A 20,329-nucleotide genomic window follows, 5' to 3' on the forward strand; every position below is an offset into this window, starting at 1 on the left:
TGCCTGCAATCTGATTGACTCCGGTTGATATTATTCACTATTGACGTTTCATGATGTGCACTGTTTTGCCTTCCACCCGGAACCTTAAATTATTCATGCTATGGCTGATCTGGTTTAATACATCCTGTAAAACGGCCGGGCGGCGCATATCTAAAGTAAAACTTATTTTCTCAAGCGTTGGATCTTCAAAAACAAAAACATAATCATAATTACGGGCCAGGTAGCTGGTAATATCCAGCAGCGTGGCATCTTCAAAAAACAGGTCGCCTTCTTTCCAGGCGGTGAATACCCTGGCTTCCACAGTTCTTTTGTTCAGCGATCCGTTCTTATCATTATAAACGGCCTGCTCATCGGGTGCCAGCACGGTACTTTCCTGGCCGGCGGTTACCAGCAGCTTTCCACTGCTTAAGGTGGTTTGTATTTCCGGTCCGTAGGTATTTACGTTGAAGGCTGTACCCAATACTTTCATGGCTACTTTGCCTGAATATACCGTGAATGGCCGTTCTATATCGGCAGCCACGTCGAAATAGGCTTCTCCCTGCACATACACTTCCCTTGATGCGCCATTAAACGCGGCGGGATAAATCAGCCTGGAACCCGCGTTGAGCCATACTTTTGTGCCATCTGCCAGCTGTAGTGTGAATTGTAATCCACGGGGTACTTCCAGTGTATCCATGGCCGTTACCAGGGTACGGTTAGCGCCCGCGCCATAAACAAGTGACGACTGATCTGCTTTGATAGAGGCTATACCGTTGTTTTGAATAACCTGTGTGCTGCCACCGAGCGTTACCTCGTGGCCGTCCGATAACTTCAGGCGTACTTTCCCTGCGGGCGTTTCATTGGCCAGCTGCGGAGGGTGCTGCCTGTTGAGGAATGTCCACAATCCCGCCCCGATGGCCAATACCAGTACTGCTGCAGCTGCCAGTTTCACCAGCGTGAAACGGCGCGCCTGCCTGCGGTTCCTGGCCTGTACAAAATTTTGCCAGCCTTCTTCTTCCGGGAATTTCGCCGCTCCTATCCGCGACTGCATCTCTTTTGCTGCAGCCAGCATTGCCAGTTCCTCCTCATTCAGGGCTTCCCCGGCGCTGTTCCCATCCATCCGGTTCAGCAGCTTCTCCCAGTCTATTTCTTTATCATTTTCATTCATAACTTCGATAATAAAGGCAAACAAGTATGAAAAAAGGGTGAATGCCCGTCAATTATTTTTTAAGAAAAACAGGAAGGCGATGATTATATTCATCCACCGGCATTCTTTCCGTAAAAACTGCAGGGCCAGTTTTATCTGTGTTTTCACCGTATTAACAGAGATCCCAAGCGTTGCTGCGATATCCTTATACTTCAGTCCATCCCGGTTACTCAGCAGGAAGATCCGGCGGCGTTGTTCCGGCAGCCGGGCTACAGCGGCCCATAGCGCTGCATTGCGGTCTGCTTCCGCTTCATTATCTTCCAGCGGAAAGTGCTGCGTCATATTTTCAATAACGGCTACTTCCTCCAGCGATGTTTTGCCCGATTTCTTTAAATAATTCAGCGAAGCGTTGCGGATGGCACGAACGGCATAACTTTTAAAATCGTGGGTAATGCGGATAATATGCCGCTTACTCCAGCAATAAAGAAAGAAATCCTGTACGATATCCCTGGCCGCATCCTCATCTTCAACCACATAGTACGCGGCGGTGCACAGGAAGGTGTAATGAAGTTTAAACTGTTCTTCAAAAGAAACTACTTCACCTGATTTTGGTTGGTACATAAACCACTTTGTAACTTCATTGTTATCCGCACAAAGTATAATAAAATCCGGATTTATTTCCATCATCTGTTGTCCTGCGTTATGCTGTTGCTGTTTTTTGCAGATAACCAAAGGCCGGCTGCCTTATTTAATCACCCCTGTTATCATAGGCAACTGAAAAGCGGAAAAGGGTGAAGGAGGGAGAAAATTTTTTTTATGGAGATGCAATCCCGGCTGCCCTGGTGCATACTGACCAGGGCAGCCTGAAGAAGTTTAACTTAACGGGTGCGTCCGCGTCTTGCAGCAAGCAGGCGAACATACCCCATCATTCCGGCAGATAACACCAGGCAGAAAAACGTGCACACTACTACCGCCCATACCGGCATATCCGGCCGGAGTCCCATGAAATACTGCACTACTGCGTATCCCATGCCTCCTAACATAAACAGCATGGCTAAAGGTAAAATGAAATACAGCAGTATGATCATCCCGAAATTGAAGTAGGTGGCCATTTGCCAGCCCATTGCATATATGATACCAGCTATCGAAAAATACCCTATCACCAGTAACATCACCGCTGCCCCACTCATTAACAGGTACTTAGTGCCGGAAAATTCCCCGGCCGCCGACATACCTGGTTTGTAGCCCACGGTAACGGTCTCCCCGATCTCCGGCCTGCCGGAGGAGGATATATCTGTTTCCATTTCCACCGGCGTGCCGTCTTCCGTTGTGAACGCAACGGTGGAGCGATACATGATCGTATTTCTATTTTTGCTGTCTTTCGATACGTAAGAGGAAACGCTGACTACCTTCGCTTTGTACCGCGGCAGCGTAAAAGCATTCACCACAAAGCCACCCAGTGCCCCTGCGAGCATGGATGAGAAACTAAGCAGGCAAAACACTATCAGTGAAACATAGCCGATGCCTATGCAACCGGGCTTCCTGCCAGGGTTACTCCTTTTTAATATTTTAACTGCTACCAGTACAGATAATACTACAAATGCAATGGCTGTCCAGCCGTAGCCTGTTATACGCAATAAGATGATCAACATAGATTCCAGGTTCCCGTAAACACCCATTTTTGGGGTATGTAATAATTTTTCAGCTTGTAATATAAGGATTTAAGACAAGCTATTGCAGGTGTTCCAATGCAAATTTAAAAACAAGGGTGCTACCATACACCCAGCCATGCTACAGACACTTACAAATTATTGGCCTGGTTAAATTTTTTGAGTGCCTCATCAAGGGCAATCCTTTTTTCGTTTGTTACACCAGACATCTTTAGCTTCTCCTTTGTTAACAACAATACGTTGTCCTGCGCTTTCGCCACTGTATCAGCATTTGTATGGAACATAGCTTCCTGTGCTGCAATTTCCTGCCGGTCAAACAGCTGCAAATCCCTGACGGAGGTATAATAATTTACGGCGGCTGTTTTCAGCGCTGTTCCTTCGCGGATCCCATCTGCGGGTAATATGGTTATTTCCTTAATGATGCTGTCGAATGCCTGCTCCTGTTTATCTATAGCGCGAAGGGCTCCTTTGAAATCTCTCTTTATCAGGCAGGTTAACTTCTCTTCCTCCAGGCCTTCTTTACCCACCAGGATATGGAACGCACTGCTGTCTTTTTGAACAATTGCTTCCCTAAACGCTGTTGCCTTCTTTGATTTACAAGAGAGGAGGCCTACCATCAAAAAGATAACAATAAAAATATTCCGCTTCATTTTTGATTTCTTTTAACTTTGATTAAACCGGTTGCCTCTCATAAATATAAAAAAGTTATCTAACACCGGAAAACTCCAACGGACAAGCTACTACCGGAAGTACAATACGAAATTATTCACCTGTGAGCATACGGGAAAACAAATATGCCGCTTTTGCCGGATTATGCCGGAAAACGTCTGTTTCGGGGCAATGGACTTCCCGGTTCCAGGAAGCCATAGTGTATAGGGAGTGTATCATGAGTGTATCATGAGTGTATTACGAGTGTATGGGAAGTGTATGGGAAGTGTATAGGGAATGTATAGGGACCGTATGGGGAATGTATAGGGAGTACAACACATACACGAGTCCTAAGTATCCGAGAAGTATCGGAGAAGTATCGGAGAAGTATGCGGGAAGTAACCTACAGGTAGTCTCAAAAAAAAGAACGCCATATAGGCGTTCCCGGATTTATTGACGTCAACAGCAATGAAAAAAACTATTTTGGCTGGTAAGTATAATTTTTATTGTAAGATTGACCGGAGGCAGTTGCAACATTCGCCACATTTGTTTCCACGTTACCATCTATTTCGGTCTTATAACTTATAATTACCGGAGTTGGCACCTCGGTATTATTCACAACGCTCACATTTAAATGCCCAAAATTAAACGTCTTAATGGTTTCAAATACGTATGTTTTTGTACCTCCTACGAAGTTATCTATATCAAACAATATATGGTCTTCATTTCCCTGCGTAACGCCGTTTATTTTCCAAACAGGGGAGCCATACTGGCTGGCGTCGTGATTCCCTGCTTCTACGCTAAAGTCAACCTGATCCTGACTATCAGCGCCTGCTACCGTAACAGTAACTTTCATCGTCATTTTTTTATTCTCAGGCGCAGGATCGTCTTTACCACCACATCCTGTAAAAACTAAACCTGCCATCAGTAACAGGCCCCCACTAAAAAAAATGCTTGATTTCCTTTTCATCTCTATTTGCGTGTATTGGGTTAATTAATAGAGCAAATTTATACCGGCCGGATGCCGGGGACAATACCTGGAAACAAGTATTTTTCCCTACTGATAATGGGGTGTATTTTAAGAGACGCCTGTTCTAAAACTATAAATCCATCTTTGTCCTGGATACCCAATCCGGCGCATCTTTCGCGCCCTGCCGCAACAATAAATTCAGTTGCGCAGCGTGATGCTGCACATGACGCATATTATAAATTAGTATTTCAAGTATACTGTAATCTTTATACTCACTCACAAAACGCTTCGTCAGAAGGTCTTCAGCCGTTAGCCTTGTCAGCAGATCCCGTAACTTCTCACGCCCAAACCGGAGATACGTCAGCAACTCCGTTTTATCGTATACGCGTTCCGGCATGCCGGTGCCAAATTCAGATAACGTAAATGGCGCCGGTGGCAAAAAATCCTTTTCCATTGGCGTTTCATCAGACAAATAGTAATCCAGGAAAAATAAAGTGTGATACCCGGTATACCAAAAATGAGTGTCTGTATCCCATAGCCCATCCGGGCAAAACGTTAAGGCATTTTCGAGCATATCTATTGCAGCCCCGAACTGTTGCCATAATACTGTTTTCAAAGATGAATCCATAAAAGTTCTCTTTAAAGATTATTATCTGACTTCTCTTATCTTATCCCCTTTAATGGGCGAATAATCTGTTTTTAAAAGGCCATTTACTTCCAGTTTCTCAAAATAGCATTTTACACCGGTTGCCTGATTCAGGTTCTCCACATTCTGCAGGTGAAAATGCAAATGAGGTTCAGAGGAATTGCCTGAATTACCGCACAGTCCTATCAGTTGTCCCTGCTTAATTTGATCGCCCTGTTTTACCTTGATTGAATTTTGCTTAAAATGTGCAAAGAAAACATATTCTTTGTTTTGGGTTTTCAGAAGAACCGCATTTCCCGGAACATACATAGGATTTAACTCTCCCGGTACATTGTCCTTAACCCCATCTACTGCCCAAACCACTTCCCCGTCGCAAGGCGCTATTATTGGTTGTCCAAATGCGTAATAGTCTTCATTTGTTTTTCCGCTGGTACGGAAACTTCGTCCTTCCGGGTTGTTAATTACAATATCAAACGCATTCTTCTGGAATTTAACTACTACATGATAATTTAATTCTTTTGTATCACCTCCCCAAAACACGGTCCATTCCCCTTTAAAAGGCAGGCGCATGGCGGTGATATTCCGTTGCATCACCGGTAAAGTATCCGGTTCATATGGTTTCGCGTACAACCCGGTGATAGCGCTGTCCTTATTTGCTGATATGCTAAGCGATAACACACCTTTTTCAAACGTTGTTTTATATACAGCAAAGGCAGACTTGTATTCCAGGAACGCCCGCTTCGTAATATTTCCATAATTGCTTTTCAATTTAGTAAGAAATGCGACTGTTTTATCCAATGGCAAAGCAATTTGGGCCTGTGGGGAAAAGATTGCGTAAATACTATCAAACTGGCCGTCATTGTAGTATTTTTCAAATTTTGCTGATGTATAGCTATTCTCAGCGCTTTCTGTCTGAGAAAAGGCAGTAGTAAAGGTTAAAAACAATAGAATTGTTAGAATGGATTTCAGGTTCATTTTTCAGCGTTTAGACTTATTGGTTGCTGAAAGTATTCAAAATATTACACATTGAACAATAAAAAGAGAGCTGCCGCGGATACCGCAGCAGCCTTCTTTTTATTATTTACTATGTCGTTATGGGAAAGTGAAGCTCACATTTGCGGAGCTGATCCCGGAAGGGAAATTGGTTCCTCCTGCGGTGATGGAGAATATCCATGTTTTACCTTTTGCGATGTCGCCTGTAAAGCTGGTGGATCCCAGTGGAACGGAATAGGGTCTGTCGTTGTAGGGCCTTCCGGTAACTGGATCTTTAGCAAAAAGATTGATAAAGAAGTTCATACCAGGAGGACAGGTAAAGTTGACTGTAAACGAAGTTCCCGGGCCGTTTACAATGCTGGTGATAGCCAATCCTACATCGCAGGTTCCATTGGTATTGGCATTCGACTGTCCCTGCAAATCGATTTCCGTCTGTGCCAGTGCATTTGCTTCCTCCGGCGATCCGGCTGTATATTTTCCTGCAGGAACGGTATAGGGCACCAGCGACCCTTCACCGGAGGTACACTGTTTATAAAAATTCTGTGTAATGGCTACGTTGGAATAGGTGGTGGAATTCTCCTGGCCTAAAGTAGCGGAATAGGCGTAGTTAAAGGTTTTCATCACATAGCCATCCTGATCACGGATCATGGATAGCCTGTTATATGCGTCGTAACTATAAAAAGAAGTATTGCCGGAGGGGGTAATAACGCTACTGATTCCCACCAGTGGCAAATAAGTGTAAGTTGTGATTTCACCGTCCTGCGGATAAATCCGGATATCATCCACTATACCTGACAAAGACTGCCCGGTGTATGGTTGATCAATATGTTCCCAAACAGTTCCATTCTGTTTAAAATAAGAGAGACGGTAAGTTCTGCCCGCTGTGGTGGCTGAAAACTGGCCGGCAAGCGCAATAGACCCGTTGTACCCGCCTTTGCCTGTATGTGCGGTGGTGGTATTGGACACCAGGGAACCGTTCCCTTCAAAATCTTCATAATAAAACTGCGAAGGAACCGCATTTTTACATTCGGCTACCGGGTACATTTTATTGTAGCCCCATTTATATCCTATGCTGATATTATTATTCGCTTTGGAATAATTGAGGTTTCCTTTTGCGTCGTAGTCCAGCTGCCCGGCGGGTTTATACTCGGCCGGCAATGTTCCGGAAGGCGCAATAAAGGCTACCGTTGCCGGGGTTAATGTTTCTGCCGCATATACCTCATTTGGGGTTACAATATTATCGTGCAGCGCAAATGTTTTATAGGTTCCTTCCACCAGTTTACCGTTCACCTGTGTAACTGCTTCAATGGGTGTGCTGATCATGTTCCGGGTTTTCAACTCTCCTATCCATCCGGTAGTGGCCGTAAAATCGCCGGGATACCGGTAGTGCTTAACCACCGGTGTGCCATCGCTGCGTGTCAGTTGCTCCGATTGAAGAAAAGCGCGGTCGTTATACTCAAATGTTTTACTGGTAGAAATGCCGGGGGTGTTCACATTATCATATACTGTTTCCGTACTGGTGGCTGTGAGCAGCTTGCCTGTCTGTATAGGATAAAATGATAAATGCAGGAACAAATCAAAGTTTAACACATTAATTGTTTGTGACTGCATTTGTTTACGTTGTTTGAATGCCCAATAGGTTTGGGTCTTTTTTACCACAGGCGTGTTGGATACCGATTTCACCAACCTGCTGGTATTATCATAGAAGTTCACCGTTTTCAGGAACCCGTTTTCCAGGCTGGGGATAGGGGGTGTACCGGGAATAAGATCAAGGTTCGACAATTGCGGATATTTATCCGGGATTACGTTGTACAAATATTCTGTTCGGCCCAATGCTTCTCCGGTAAAATTCTCTTTAATTTTCCCATAACCAACATGACTTCCATTGGCGGAAAATGTGTAAGGCTGACGTGGGTTCGCATAAAGTGTGTGTGTGACATACTCATCTATTACCGTAACTTCTGATCCTGGCAGCACATCGATCTGTCTGTTTGTAAGGCCACTGTAATAAGTGGGGAAATGCATCATCATGCCCTGTTCGTAGGTATATAGCTTCTTTGACGTGATTTTACTTACCGGATCAAATCTGCTGCTGGAGGTTAAACGCAGCCCACCTCCTGTGCCCAATGGAGCAACGTTTGTAGTAACAGGAATTTTAAGGGAGATATAAGCCATTTTCTGACCCTGCACTCCCACTTTATTATCGGGGTAGTTGGCCGTTAACTTATATCTGCCGGCGGTAAAGTATTGATTGGTTAATACGAAATTACCGCTTTGATTCCTCACAATGTCTTTGGAAAAATCGTATTCCCATTCCGTAGGACTAACAGCGCCTGTGGCCGGATTTACCCTTTCTATGGTGACCCACATGGCATTTTGCATATTAACGGGGCTGCAGGGCGGGAAGATGCAGGAACAGTCCCAGCCTGTTCCTGTTGGATTTGCATCCGCAGGTTGATTACAGAACAGGTTCACTGTTATATCCACATAACAGTTCGCCGCTATATCCACCGTGGTGGTAGTAACGCCTGTTGTGGTATTTAATGCACCCACATTGTTATAGTTAACAATTATATCTGCCGGGGCATTATTATATTCATGAAGGCCGTATTCAAACTCAGCCAGTCCTTTGGTTGGATACATGATTTTTTTCAGCATCCCCTCCTGTGCCTGTGGAAATTTCGGGTCCCGGTTGGCGCCTACCCAGCTTCGTAACACGGGCGGAATGGCTGCCAGGAAATTATATCGCTTAAAATCCGGTACCAGTGAGGTGTTTGAAGTCGCTCCATTATAGTACCCCCAATAATCCTGTTCAAAGGAACTTTTATAAGGCAGTGTAAATCCGTCTGCGCCTTCGTAATAATAACATTTATACACCTCTCCTTTTACCGTTACACCTTTCAGCTTCAATCTTTTCCGCCGGTAAGACTCATCATAGGGTAGTTTTACTCCTGGCCTTGTGCTCGTGGTAGTATACGATTCGTTCCCAGGCCGGGCAGTGAAATAGTCATAATCGAATCCGGCTGTCATCACAGCGGTACCTGCCTTATTAAAAACGGTGATGCCATTCAGCTTTACGCCAAACAAATCTTTCCTGCTATCTGGTATAAACTGCACGGCGCCATTTTCAAAAAAGATACTATCCAGAAAGAGCGTTCTGATAGTAGACGTGCTGAAAGTGCTGTTCAGCCCCCCATTGGTGGGCATCCCGGTTGGCCCCTGCATGGCAATAGCCTGGTATTGGATATACTCCTCCGTAAGGTCGGGCATTTGTGTTACATAATCCACGTTGGTAAATGCACTGGAAATACCGATATAATCTGCGCTATGACCGGTGCCGGTTACAGGATAAACGTACTCCCGGAACGTTTTATATTTCAGCGTAAGGATACGATTAGCCGGACTGGTGATTTTTGTGAGATAATAAGCCGTTTTAGTAGGTCCTGCGGCCGTCATCGACATTTCAACCGCCATAAATTCGTACCGGAAACCCTCCGGATCGGTGGCAATAATTCCATTGCCTGATTTTTCAAACCGGATATTATTGCCACTGATATCCACCACTTCAGCAGTAGAAAACCCGGTGAATTTGCCTGTATATTTCCCGAAATTGTACACATACAAGTCCGGTTCTCCGTCAATTTCCCCGGAGCACAGGAAAGGACAAAGCTCCTCCCTCGTATAAGCTTGCCCGTTGGCTTTATACAACAGGTTATGCAGCAACATAAAATTCCGCGCCTGGGCGCCGGCCTGGTATGTATTCCCCAATGCGTCCGGATAGTATTGTTTAAACGTTTTGTTAGACACGAGATCATCATCCGCTCCTTTTATCTGCCGGGAAATAACTCCTCCAACATTTAATGACCACCCGAGGCCTACCCAGCTGGCTTCTTCAGACACCCTGATTCCTCCTCCGCTGTAGCTCAAACTGATAGGAAACTCCAGATCGCCGGTACGGATGGTATAAATGGGAATAGATACTTCCGGCCTGCCGTTAAAATAGGTAACCGGGAATTCGGCCGCGCGGGTCAGTGATGCCACATCCGGGGAAGTAATCGGAATTTTCCGCATTTGATCAAAGGCGGTATTCTGAGATAACACGAGGCGCGGATACAGGATACCGCATATAATAAGTATGTAGTAGGATCTGATTAGGTTAAGAGAGCCAGGCATAAGGAAAATTCTTTTTATAGATATTCAGGATTTGTTGTAATATATTATTTCGTTGCTATTATCTTATAGCAATTGGGGATAAATTCCCGGATCTTGGCATCATATCCAACTTTATATAAAGTGTGCTTTCCTCCCCTGACCTTAAAATCCAGTTCAATCATACCTTTTTTTACATCCCAACCACTAAAGCTCCAAACAACTACCTCATTCCTTTCCAGGCTAAACATTATAACAGGTTTATCCTGATTAGCAGAGGTCGGATTAAAATATTTAAATGAAGCTATTATACAGTCCCCATAACCGGCGACCTGCACGGAATCAATTTTTAAAAATCGTAACTGTTCAATCTGATAATAATCGGCGCTCTCATTAACTACTTTTTTGTAAAATGCTGTTACAAAAGAAGAATCACTAAGTAACCTGCTTATATCTCCCTTATAATTAAAATAAAGAACCTGACTTTTGAAAAAACTGAATTCGTCTACAATTTCCTCTTCTTTTAATGCAGTATAATCGCCGGAACAGGTTATTCTCTTAGCTACGCTTTTTAATTCAATAGTGTCAACCACTTTATCCTGTTCAACAAATTCAACAGCATCTATTTTAAAACTATCAACCTCCTTTATACTAACTGCTGCGCCCTCACCTGGGCTATTGATCCTATTATTATTACATCCTGCCAACAAATACACTATCGAAAATATATAAATGCATATATTGTATCTCATAGTTTAATAATTTGGAGGATTAGGTACTTTTGAATCCATTTTCATCTTAAAAACTTTTTCCTTATACTCATCTACCCCACCACCATTGTACCGTCTTACTGCTTCTCCCCAATCTACTCCACCTGTCCATTTTTTACCATCAGATCCTTTGAGGCCTTTCTGATATAAAATACCTATACCAGCTTTAACACTTTGTGTTGCATCAGAAACGCCCTTTCCTTTCTCTAAACCAAATTGAGTCTTGGAGTCACTCCAGTCATTAGATGTTGCACTATAGTATACATTTGATTGCATAATGTCTGTTGTCGCATCATTTTTGTCCTTCTTGTTTCCATCATAAGTTCCCATTACAGTTTCCTGCATAACCACGGCTTTTACCAGTGTTGGATCCAGATCCGGCACAGAAGATGGGTCACCAAGAGTAGTCCCGTTTGTATATGCCGGAACTACTCCATTTTCCTTATTCTTATTAAAAAGAAATGTCTCCGCCGCTATTGTATAATCATACTTTTGATATTTGGGAGCTGTTGTACTGCTTCCTTCCCTCGATTGTATTACATTAGGCATTGGTGCTTCAGTAAACGTTTTACCTGACACAAAATTCCCGAATGTCAAATCTCCTGTTTGTACGAATGTTCTATACTGGGTATTTGATTGTATCCTATGAATCTCTTTCCCTGTTTTATCAAAAAACACAATATCTTCAGGGCTTCTGCCATCAGGATCAATAAGTCGTATCGGATTATTAAGCGTGTAGTTATAAGGGGAATAATCCGCCATTTTATCTGCTACAGGATCCAATACATGCCAACGCCCTATCTGCGCATCATACATTCTCGCGCCATAATCATACCACTCCAACCCTGATCCATCTGCAAATTCTTTATGCTGCAGCTCCTTCCCATTGTACTTCATCCGGTTTTGCGGATAATTTGATCCTTTGAGCGCAGCCGAAGATATCCCCGCCATCGTCAGCCCAAACGGATAATAATGTGTTTCCTCTATTAGTGCCCCCTGAATGTGGTTCACTGCCAGGTTATCAAAAAACGCGGCAATATTGCTTTCGTTGCTGGTATAAATATAAACATATCCGCTCTGCAACACAGGAATGGCATTTCCATTCGCATCGAGCCTTGTATAGGTTTTATAGGTGTCGGCGGCGCCCAGCGGTTCTGCTCCGCTGCCGTTGGTACTGCTGTAGGCAAACTGTTCATTGAGAAAAATCCAGTTCAGGTATGCTTTGGGCTTTGTGGTTTGCGCCGGATTGTTGTTACTCATAAACCCGGTTACAGCCGGGTTGAAAAAGCTGCCGTTGGTACCTGTTTGCGGCAAAGTTATTTTGCCAGCTCCCGGTCCGCTTGTAATAGTGGTGGCCAGGATAGATAAAATGTCGGCAAGCGGACTTTGCTGCGTAGCGCCGGTGGCAGATCCCCGCCACCACATATCACAACGGAGCTCAATTTTATCGCCGGCCATTACCTTCAGCAATATTCCGGGCCCCACTTTCCGGTCGCCGGCCACACTGCTTAGCTTTGTCCAATAGTTATTGGGACTTGTGGTGCCATTGGCAGGAGGGTTCGACGTATTTGATTTCAATTCGCGTACAGAAGGCGTTACGGTATAATCCGCATTGGAATAGTAGGGTATATAGTTATTCGGATCCGCCAGGTTATTTTTATCGGTAACATTTTCCATACTTGCTATCGGGTAATTGATCCGTTTCACTTCTTCCGTAAGTATCATCCGTACATTTCCCAGGTGATCTTTCAGAAAATAATCATACACCAGGGTGGTTCCTCCTGTTGGAATGGTATTACGGATGCGGCCTTCTTCATGCCCCATGAATTGCAGGACCAGCGGGCCTGTTCCTTTCTGTTCATATACCGCCCCGCCTATGTAATAAGTATTGGTGATGGTGCTGCCTTCCGTTACACTCTTTTTCCATTTATTTCCGGAGGCGTCATAAGTGTAAGCGATCATTCCTTTTCCTGATACCGGTATTGCAGCCGGCAGATTCAGATGATTGTAAGAGATGGCACTGGTAATCCCTTTATTCTTATCGATGGTGAGGTTACCATTACCGTCGTAGGTATAGTCGGTGGTAGTTTTGGTAGATGCATTGTACTTAAAATCGCCCAGGGTGCTCGTATTGTCGTTAAATGCGTCTGTAACGGCCTGTATGCGGTTTGTGTTGGGAATATAGGTATAAGACAGGTCGTCGAGCTGGCTGCTGGCATTTAACTTCAGGCCCCATTGCTGCATCCGGAGAATATTTCCGTTGGCGTCGTAAGCGGTGGCCGGATCAGCACCGGTGCTTCCCATTTTAACGGTATAATTAACCAGGCTGTTGTTCCAGGCGCCGTCACTGTTTCGCTGCTCAAATCCAGCTGTCAGCAGGCGGCTGAGCGGATCATAACTGAAATCATATTTCCGGGGAACGCCATCTCCCACCGACCGCCAAACGATTCCGCTGATGTTACCGTTTAATTGTTGTCCCAGGTAATTCCTGGTGGATGCGTTGGCAAGTTTATCGTATCCCAGGTCAAAGCCAAACCAGTTACCTGATCCAGGTGTTGATGGGGCGGACGGATTGGTAAAATCCCTGTTCACACCTAACAGCCATCCCCTGATATTATACGTTGAATTTTGCGTTTCAAGTGGAGTGGAGCCAGCCGGCTTTGTTCCTATCTTTTTACTTTTTATTTGCCCCAGGGCATCATAGACCACTTCCAAAATAGTTTTGTAAGACGTCATTGCCCCACTGTTCACGGTAGTGTTGCTGATGGCCTTCTCCGTTTTCACAAGCCGGTTCAGGTCATCGTAAGTCAGTTTAGTTAACAGAATGGTGGTTTGCGCACCAGCCCCGGCGATTACCTGCCGTTGTACAGTGATCAGGGGCTGATTGTTAAAAGTATATTGGGTGGTGGTAACATCGAGGCCGCCGGTCAGGTTTTTACTTTGCACCTGTATGGTTCTTCCCTGTTTATCATAGTAGGTAGCGGTATACAGCCAGGTAGTGGTTCCAAGTACTTTTACCCTTCCACCTGTAACCATTCCCTGTGTAGCGGTTGTTGAAGTAACAGCCTGCGGGTAGGGCCAGGCGGTATTGCTGGCGGCGGAAAAATAACTGTTATCTCCTGTAAAGAAACCTGCATTCAATCCGTGCCCGGAGTAAGCTGTTGCTGTCAGAAAATCATAGTTATCATAAAAAGTGCTGCTCAGTTCTTCGAGTCCGGAGGTACCTGCTGCGGGATAATTACCGGCAGTTCCATTTGGAATGAGCGCTGCGGCGGTAATATGAGCTGCAAAAGTGGTAGCGGTGGTCCATATACCGGTGGCAACGGGCCGGTTACGGCTATCATACTGGAGATATTCCCATTTCCCGCTTCCCAGTATAGCATCCTGCCTGAGTACCAACCTGTCGCGGCTGTCGTATACAAGGTATTGTGCGCCGGCGCCGGGGATCTTTTTTACGATCTGTCGTCTCTTTGCATCGTATTCGTACCGGAAACACTGCTCGGCCAATATGGTGGCATCCGTAAGCACCCAATTTGCAGAGATCAGTTCAACGCCTTTGGGTTGTATCACGCAGCGCAGCATTTTAAAATCATCATAAATGTAATAGGTGTTCAGCCAGCCGGTATGAGCACTTCCCGTTCCTGCATCAGACGCCGTAAGCTGCACTTTTTTCAGTACTACTTTACCTTCTTTGTCTTTGAATTCAATAACCTGTTTACCATGCTCATTTATCTGGATCGTTTTGGACAAAGTTCCCGGAGGATAAGTTGTTGTGGTAGCATAAGTGCTAAGTCCCCCCACCGCTGCTATGGTTACGGTCCAGTACCTCACGGCATCGGTTGCGGTATTCACCAGGTACCTGGTTGTAATGTTTTTCTTTGTGGTAGATTCTGTGCCTACCCAACTATTGCCGGGGGCATATACTTCCGTGGCGCGGCTCAGGGGAGACAGTTCAAAATTCGTTTTACCATAAAAAAAAGTTTCCCCCGGATACTCTCCCTGGGAGAAGGTGGCTTGTTGTTCAAATGGATTTTTTTTGAAGTTCCCATCCGAAATGGAAGTATTGCCATTTGTATTATTGGCAGCAAAAGGCAAAAAAGAATATACTTCTCTTCCGTATACGTCATATGTTCTGGCAGTTACCAGGTCCACTGCTGCTGTGGAAGATAATGGGCTTGCGGGATCAGTAATGAGAGAGGCTTTCTTCTGCACCAGTTCAAATGGCCGGCCAAGACCATCAATATACTGCGTTGTGACTTTGGCATCTCTCAGCGGAAGTGTATTCAGAATGGTGGGATTCGTTTGGGGAGAGGTTGCCGTAACAGTATAAATAGTATTCCCATCCTGTACGGTATAGGGGGCGGGTGCTTGTGCCAGCATTTCTTTTGCGGGGATCATCATTAATAATCCGGTCAGAAAGCCGAGGTATGTTTTGAATAAGTTCATCAATACAACTTTTATTAATTTCAAATCGGTATAGGCGATATAGGAGAATGGAATAGGTTCCCGCTCCTTTGATTTTTTTAGGATTCCGTCAGAAGTTGTATCCCCAACGGAATACAACCGCGCGGTTTCCTGCCGGCTGAAGGAAATCCCATAGCAGCTGCAGTTTGGCCGTTTTCTTCTGGTATTGGATCTTTTTGGATACGCCGATCAAACCTGATGTTTGCCAGGCGAGGTTTCTCAGTTCCGCGATGCTTTCAAAACGGGACCAATAGTTTTGTTCAAGGCCGCCGCTGATCCATATATTTCCCAGGAATGCGCTCTTCCCTTTGCCGGGCGCCGCAAGCTTCCAATCCAGGTAGCTGCGCAGGCCGATCCCATCATGGGTGAAGTTTATTTTGTTCCACGCTTCACCCATACTAAATTTATAGGCCACTCCAATGCCTGTGACCAGGCGGTCGTTCAGCCGGTATCCGAGTGAAACCGCGAGGTCATTACTGGCGGGAAACTGATACGCCCTCCGCTTACCGGTTTGCAGATCAAATCCATATTCCAGTCTTTTTAGAAAAGGTTTGGTACGCTGACTATTCTCTTTAAAGGCAGCTTCATCATCAGGCATTCCTGCTGACCTTAATGAGGTTATTTTATTCCTGATGTCCGTGAAACCAGTACCTGGCGCTACTGCCTGGGTGGCCAATTGCTGTTCCAGGTTTTCGGCTGCGGGTCCAAGCCGCTGTTGCAGCAATGTTTGTAAAGTGGCGCGGGTTTGCATACCGTTTACTGCTATCGCCGCCATATCCGGCGCACCATTAGTCTGCATTCCAAACAAAGACGACAACTGGCTGTTTTCCCGCAGGAACTGCTGAAATACCGGCACTTTATTGAGGGCCTTTAACGCTGCGGTTTCCAGGGCTGCGGGCTTATTCAGTTCTTCCTTCCATTGTTGGAGGCGGTTCTTATAATAAAAAAGCTCCTTTGAGTATTTTGCCGCGGCGCCTTTGATGCCCCGTAACTGCGGAAACTGCTCTCTCAAACTATTCAGCATCGTTGCCCTCTCTGCCAGGAAGCTGTTTACACTTTCCCCCTTGAGCCAGTCGCCCTTTAGTCCCTCTATACTTTTCAGGGTCTTACTTAAATTATCTTTCCCGCCGGGTGAGGCGCTTAAAAAACTAACCAGGCACTGAAGAGAATCCAGCCGTGGAATATATGGGGCCTGTCCTTCTCTTTTTTCAGGGTTGAATTTCTCCAGCAGGGTTGCATAGGCATCTTTTGTGCGCTGCAGGTAGTTCATGGCAGCGGTACTGTCCACTTCCTGCAACTGCCGGCCAGCTTTGGCTTCCACTAACTGTAGCTTTGCGATCAGCTTCAGCTGTTTACGCCTTAGCGCGGCGGAAAGGGACTGCTGCTCTTCTATCGCCTTGGCTATGCGATGGTGAGTTTTCTCCGGGAGAACGACTGTGGTGTCCATTCTTTGCCCGTAAGCAGGGAATACCCACAATAAAATCAATAACCATTTTATCCGCATCATCATAACGGGAGTTGGTAAAGGGTAAAATCTCGCTTAATCATCTTACAACAATTAAACACTTTGTACAGGGTAATCGATACCTACACAGGGTATAAAATCAGGTATCAGTAAATAATATAACCATTATAAGTGTTTAACTGACGATTAAAAAAATTCCGATAGCTTTTCCATTCTAAATTTCAAGTTTCAAATAAGAGACGAATAAAAACTGTAGAAGGTTTCAGACAAAGGTTCAGGACATTGGTGTTATGATCAGGGCACATCAGGGATAACACTTGCTACGTACAAACTCCCTCATAACACAACAAATGAAACATTAATTTTTCATATTTACAATAGCTTGCCCAAGGATTTCCTGCGATATTTATCAAGATACCGCAGATCAGGGGGAAAACACTTATAGGAGGCCGGGATTACACTAAACTACCGTTTGGGTTTTATATTGATTCCTGTACTCTACCGGCGTAGACCCGGTAATTCTCTTAAATACTGTTCTGAAGGTTTTTAAGTCGTTATACCCTACTCTATATGTAATAGCTGCAATATTCGTTTCACCGGCTTCAAACGCCTTTTTCGCCGCTTCTACTTTTATTCTCTGGATAAACTCTATCGGGCTCAATGATGTAGCGCTTTTAAACCGGCGGATAAAATTCCGTTTGCTCATATTTACCTGCCTGGCGATTTGCTCCACTGAAATATCAGATTCAAACTTCTTCTCGATATAACTTTGCGCCTGATGAATTTCATCATCGTTGTGCTGGCGGCGTCCTGAAAAAACAGTGAAGATACTTTGCGAGGTTCGTCCGTAATCCAGGGCATAGAATTTACTTAACTCTACCGAAATCTCTTTGCCGCAGTTCTTCTCTATAAAATATAACAAGGCATTTAATGACGAAAATCCGCCACCGCCGGTAATAATTGCTTTTGAATGGGTAACAACATGATCGGCTTTAAACTTTATTAACGGGTACCTTTGCTGCAAATCTTCTATGGCGCCCCAATGGGAGGTAGCCGGCATGCCATCCAGCAAGCCGCATTCTGCCAGGAAATAAGCGCCGGTGCAAAGACTGATGATCTCCGCTTTACTATTATATTTTTCCTTTATCCAGCCAAGCAGTTTCTTGTTTTTGGAGAGCAAAGAATTTATGTCCGTCAGATCCGTACCCATTGGCGGGATGATCACGATATCGGTATCAAATTCGTCTGATATGGTTTTACTGCAATAAAACTGTAGGGGCATATTTAACGCTGCACTCTTCAAACGGGTTCCGATCAGTTCTATCTGAAAAGGAATGGGCTCACCTTTCTTTACAGCAGCTTCATTGGCGCTGCTCAACAGGGCTGTGGTGTTGGCTACCGCCGTTGGCAATACATCGTCATATATTATAATGGAAATATGTTTCATAACCAGGGGGCATTACATCATCAAATCTATACAAAAAAATGGCACAAAATGCACCTTTCATTGTCACGTTTGCACAGTGACCGTCTTCCGGCTCCGTCCTACTTTTACATCAAAACCAGAAGTTATGAAAACAATATTCGACAACGCAACCAGGGAAGAATTGATCAGCAGGATTAATTTACTTACTAAAAATCATACTGCCCAGTGGGGTAAAATGAGCGTTTACCAAATGACGAAGCATTGCACGATATGGAACAATTGGGTGTTAGGAAAAAATCAATCCGTTTATACACAGGGGTTACTAGGGTGGATATTTGGCAAAATGGCGCTGAAGGGCCTGGTAGGAAATGAAAAACCAATGAAAAGGAATATGCCCGCCGGATCGGCTTTTCTTATAAAAGAAAAGAACGGAGATGTAGAACTTCAAAAAAAGATCTGGATAGAACAGGTGACGGAATATGGGCACTTCTCAAATCCAGGCTTTATTCACGACTTCTTTGGCAAAATGAAGGTAGATGAAATTGGCATTCTTGCTTATAAACACTTTGACCATCATTTGCGGCAGTTTAATGTGTAGGGGCAGGACTTCAAAATCCACCCCGCTTTGTGGCTCAAACCGGACAATACTTTGTAAATTCACTTTTTATTCTGCGTTAGCAGAAACTATATATAAAAACTGTAAAAGCAAATGAAAGTCGCCATAAAAACACTATTAATAATTGTATTTTCCGTAACAATCCTGCATTGCTACGCTCAAAAAAATAATCCGTTTAAGCCCAAAGTTGTTTATAAATCTGATGATTTGATTGTAACGCAAATTTCAAAAAACTCGTTCGAACACACTTCATTTTTACAAACGGACGATTTTGGGAACGTGCCTTGTAACGGTCTGATTGTGAGTAATAGTAATGAGGCAATTGTTTTTGACACGCCAACCAACGACAAAAGTTCAGAAGAGCTGATCAAGTGGATAAAAGAGACCCTTCATTGCAAAATAAATGCGATTATTCCTACTCATTTTCACAACGACTGTTTAGGTGGACTAAAAGCATTTGATAACAATAATATTCCTTCCTATGCGTATTTCAAAACAATAGAACTCGCCAAAGAAAATAATTTTGCTGTCCCCAAAAACAGTTTCAGAGATTCCCTGATTCTTAAGGTGGGCAATAAAAATATCATTGCAAAATTTTTCGGGGAAGGTCATACAAAAGATAATGTTGTAGGTTATTTCCCCAGCGAAAATATAATGTTTGGGGGGTGCTTAATAAAAGAACCCGATGCCAATAAAGGATATTTGGGAGATGCCAATGTTGCAGCCTGGTCAAATACCGTTGAAAAAGTTAAACAGGAATATCCCAATGTAAAAATTGTTATTCCCGGTCATGGAGAATATGGAAACAAAAAATTACTTGATTATACCATTAACCTGTTTAAGACTAAATAATAGCATGAGTGCGGGTCATGCAATATCCTCATAACTTCTTCAGGTAACCGAGTTGCACAATTCTCACCAGGGCGACCATGATGCCAGATCTTCTCTCTCCCGTCAATTAATGAGACTTATAAATCGCTCCAATTAATTATTCACCTTTTGTATGTATAATACAAATGTTTTTACATACATTTACGTAATTAATATCGGAAATGAAAGGTACAAACCTCGGAGAATTCGAAGAACTGGTGCTACTCACCGTTGCAGCGTTAATAAACGAGGCATATAGCGTAGCAATATGTGATGAGCTCTCGGGTCATACCGGCCGTTCGGTGAAACTTGGCGTAGTGCATGCGGTACTCAACCGTCTTGAAGAAAAGGGGCTTGTGAAAAGTGAGCTGGGTGAAGCAACGAAGGCCCGTGGCGGCAAACGCAAAAGGTTCTATCAGCTTACTATGCAGGGAAAGGCAGCATTGGTCAATGCCAAATCGATGCGTGATGAACTGTGGGCAAGGATCCCGGCGCTTGTCTGGAAAAAAATGTAGC

Annotated in this window: 15 protein-coding genes; 3 read left to right on the forward strand and 12 right to left on the reverse strand. The window is 44.3% G+C overall.

All coding sequences use genetic code 11. The features are described 5' to 3' along the window. Window positions 1-37: 37 nt before the first annotated feature. The 12 genes from PV783_RS23110 to PV783_RS23165 form a co-directional block, all read right to left on the reverse strand. On the reverse strand, window positions 38-1,147 hold the full coding sequence (locus tag PV783_RS23110) for a FecR family protein (protein WP_420989752.1): 1,110 nt from the start codon (window positions 1,145-1,147) through the stop codon (window positions 38-40). Window positions 1,148-1,195: 48 nt separating this feature from the next. Next, window positions 1,196-1,747 (reverse strand): RNA polymerase sigma-70 factor, encoded by a 552-nt coding sequence (locus tag PV783_RS23115; protein ID WP_159454436.1) that lies wholly within the window; start codon window positions 1,745-1,747, stop codon window positions 1,196-1,198. A gap of 257 nt (window positions 1,748-2,004) precedes the next feature. Beyond that, a complete protein-coding gene (locus PV783_RS23120) occupies window positions 2,005-2,778 on the reverse strand; it encodes a hypothetical protein (RefSeq protein WP_143313709.1) in 774 nt (257 codons plus the stop codon). A gap of 149 nt (window positions 2,779-2,927) precedes the next feature. Further along, complete coding sequence (locus tag PV783_RS23125) at window positions 2,928-3,446, reverse strand: hypothetical protein (protein ID WP_420989753.1); 519 nt, start codon at window positions 3,444-3,446, stop codon at window positions 2,928-2,930. Between the two features lie 476 nt (window positions 3,447-3,922). Continuing rightward, window positions 3,923-4,414, reverse strand: coding sequence for a hypothetical protein (locus PV783_RS23130; RefSeq protein WP_079473650.1), 492 nt, complete (start codon window positions 4,412-4,414; stop codon window positions 3,923-3,925). Between the two features lie 130 nt (window positions 4,415-4,544). Next, window positions 4,545-5,042 (reverse strand): DinB family protein, encoded by a 498-nt coding sequence (locus PV783_RS23135; protein WP_420989754.1) that lies wholly within the window; start codon window positions 5,040-5,042, stop codon window positions 4,545-4,547. A 21-nt stretch (window positions 5,043-5,063) separates the two neighbouring features. Then, the gene (locus tag PV783_RS23140) at window positions 5,064-6,035 is read right to left on the reverse strand and encodes a peptidoglycan DD-metalloendopeptidase family protein (RefSeq protein WP_420989755.1); all 972 of its coding nucleotides are present in this window, start codon (window positions 6,033-6,035) and stop codon (window positions 5,064-5,066) included. A gap of 117 nt (window positions 6,036-6,152) precedes the next feature. Continuing rightward, window positions 6,153-10,124, reverse strand: coding sequence for a DUF5977 domain-containing protein (locus PV783_RS23145; protein WP_420989756.1), 3,972 nt, complete (start codon window positions 10,122-10,124; stop codon window positions 6,153-6,155). 146 nt (window positions 10,125-10,270) lie between these two features. Further along, window positions 10,271-10,954, reverse strand: coding sequence for a hypothetical protein (locus tag PV783_RS23150; protein ID WP_420989757.1), 684 nt, complete (start codon window positions 10,952-10,954; stop codon window positions 10,271-10,273). A gap of 3 nt (window positions 10,955-10,957) precedes the next feature. After that, on the reverse strand, window positions 10,958-15,418 hold the full coding sequence (locus tag PV783_RS23155; protein ID WP_420989758.1) for a DUF6443 domain-containing protein: 4,461 nt from the start codon (window positions 15,416-15,418) through the stop codon (window positions 10,958-10,960). 88 nt (window positions 15,419-15,506) lie between these two features. Then, on the reverse strand, window positions 15,507-16,946 hold the full coding sequence (locus tag PV783_RS23160) for a hypothetical protein (protein ID WP_420989759.1): 1,440 nt from the start codon (window positions 16,944-16,946) through the stop codon (window positions 15,507-15,509). 415 nt (window positions 16,947-17,361) lie between these two features. Beyond that, the gene (locus tag PV783_RS23165) at window positions 17,362-18,348 is read right to left on the reverse strand and encodes a GlxA family transcriptional regulator (RefSeq protein ID WP_420989760.1); all 987 of its coding nucleotides are present in this window, start codon (window positions 18,346-18,348) and stop codon (window positions 17,362-17,364) included. Window positions 18,349-18,472: 124 nt separating this feature from the next. Between PV783_RS23165 and PV783_RS23170 the strand changes: the two genes are divergently transcribed. The 3 genes from PV783_RS23170 to PV783_RS23180 all read left to right on the forward strand — a co-directional run bounded on the left by PV783_RS23170 (window position 18,473) and on the right by PV783_RS23180 (window position 20,328). Beyond that, window positions 18,473-18,925, forward strand: a complete 453-nt coding sequence (locus tag PV783_RS23170) for a DUF1569 domain-containing protein (protein WP_420989761.1) — start codon at window positions 18,473-18,475, stop codon at window positions 18,923-18,925. 111 nt (window positions 18,926-19,036) lie between these two features. Next, window positions 19,037-19,795, forward strand: a complete 759-nt coding sequence (bla, locus tag PV783_RS23175) for a subclass B1 metallo-beta-lactamase (protein ID WP_420989762.1) — start codon at window positions 19,037-19,039, stop codon at window positions 19,793-19,795. 200 nt (window positions 19,796-19,995) lie between these two features. Further along, the gene (locus tag PV783_RS23180) at window positions 19,996-20,328 is read left to right on the forward strand and encodes a PadR family transcriptional regulator (protein ID WP_420989763.1); all 333 of its coding nucleotides are present in this window, start codon (window positions 19,996-19,998) and stop codon (window positions 20,326-20,328) included. Window position 20,329 lies beyond the last annotated feature (1 nt).

This window comes from Chitinophaga sp. CC14 (genome assembly GCF_048957795.1).
Classification (GTDB): Bacteria; Bacteroidota; Bacteroidia; order Chitinophagales; family Chitinophagaceae; genus Chitinophaga; species Chitinophaga ginsengisegetis.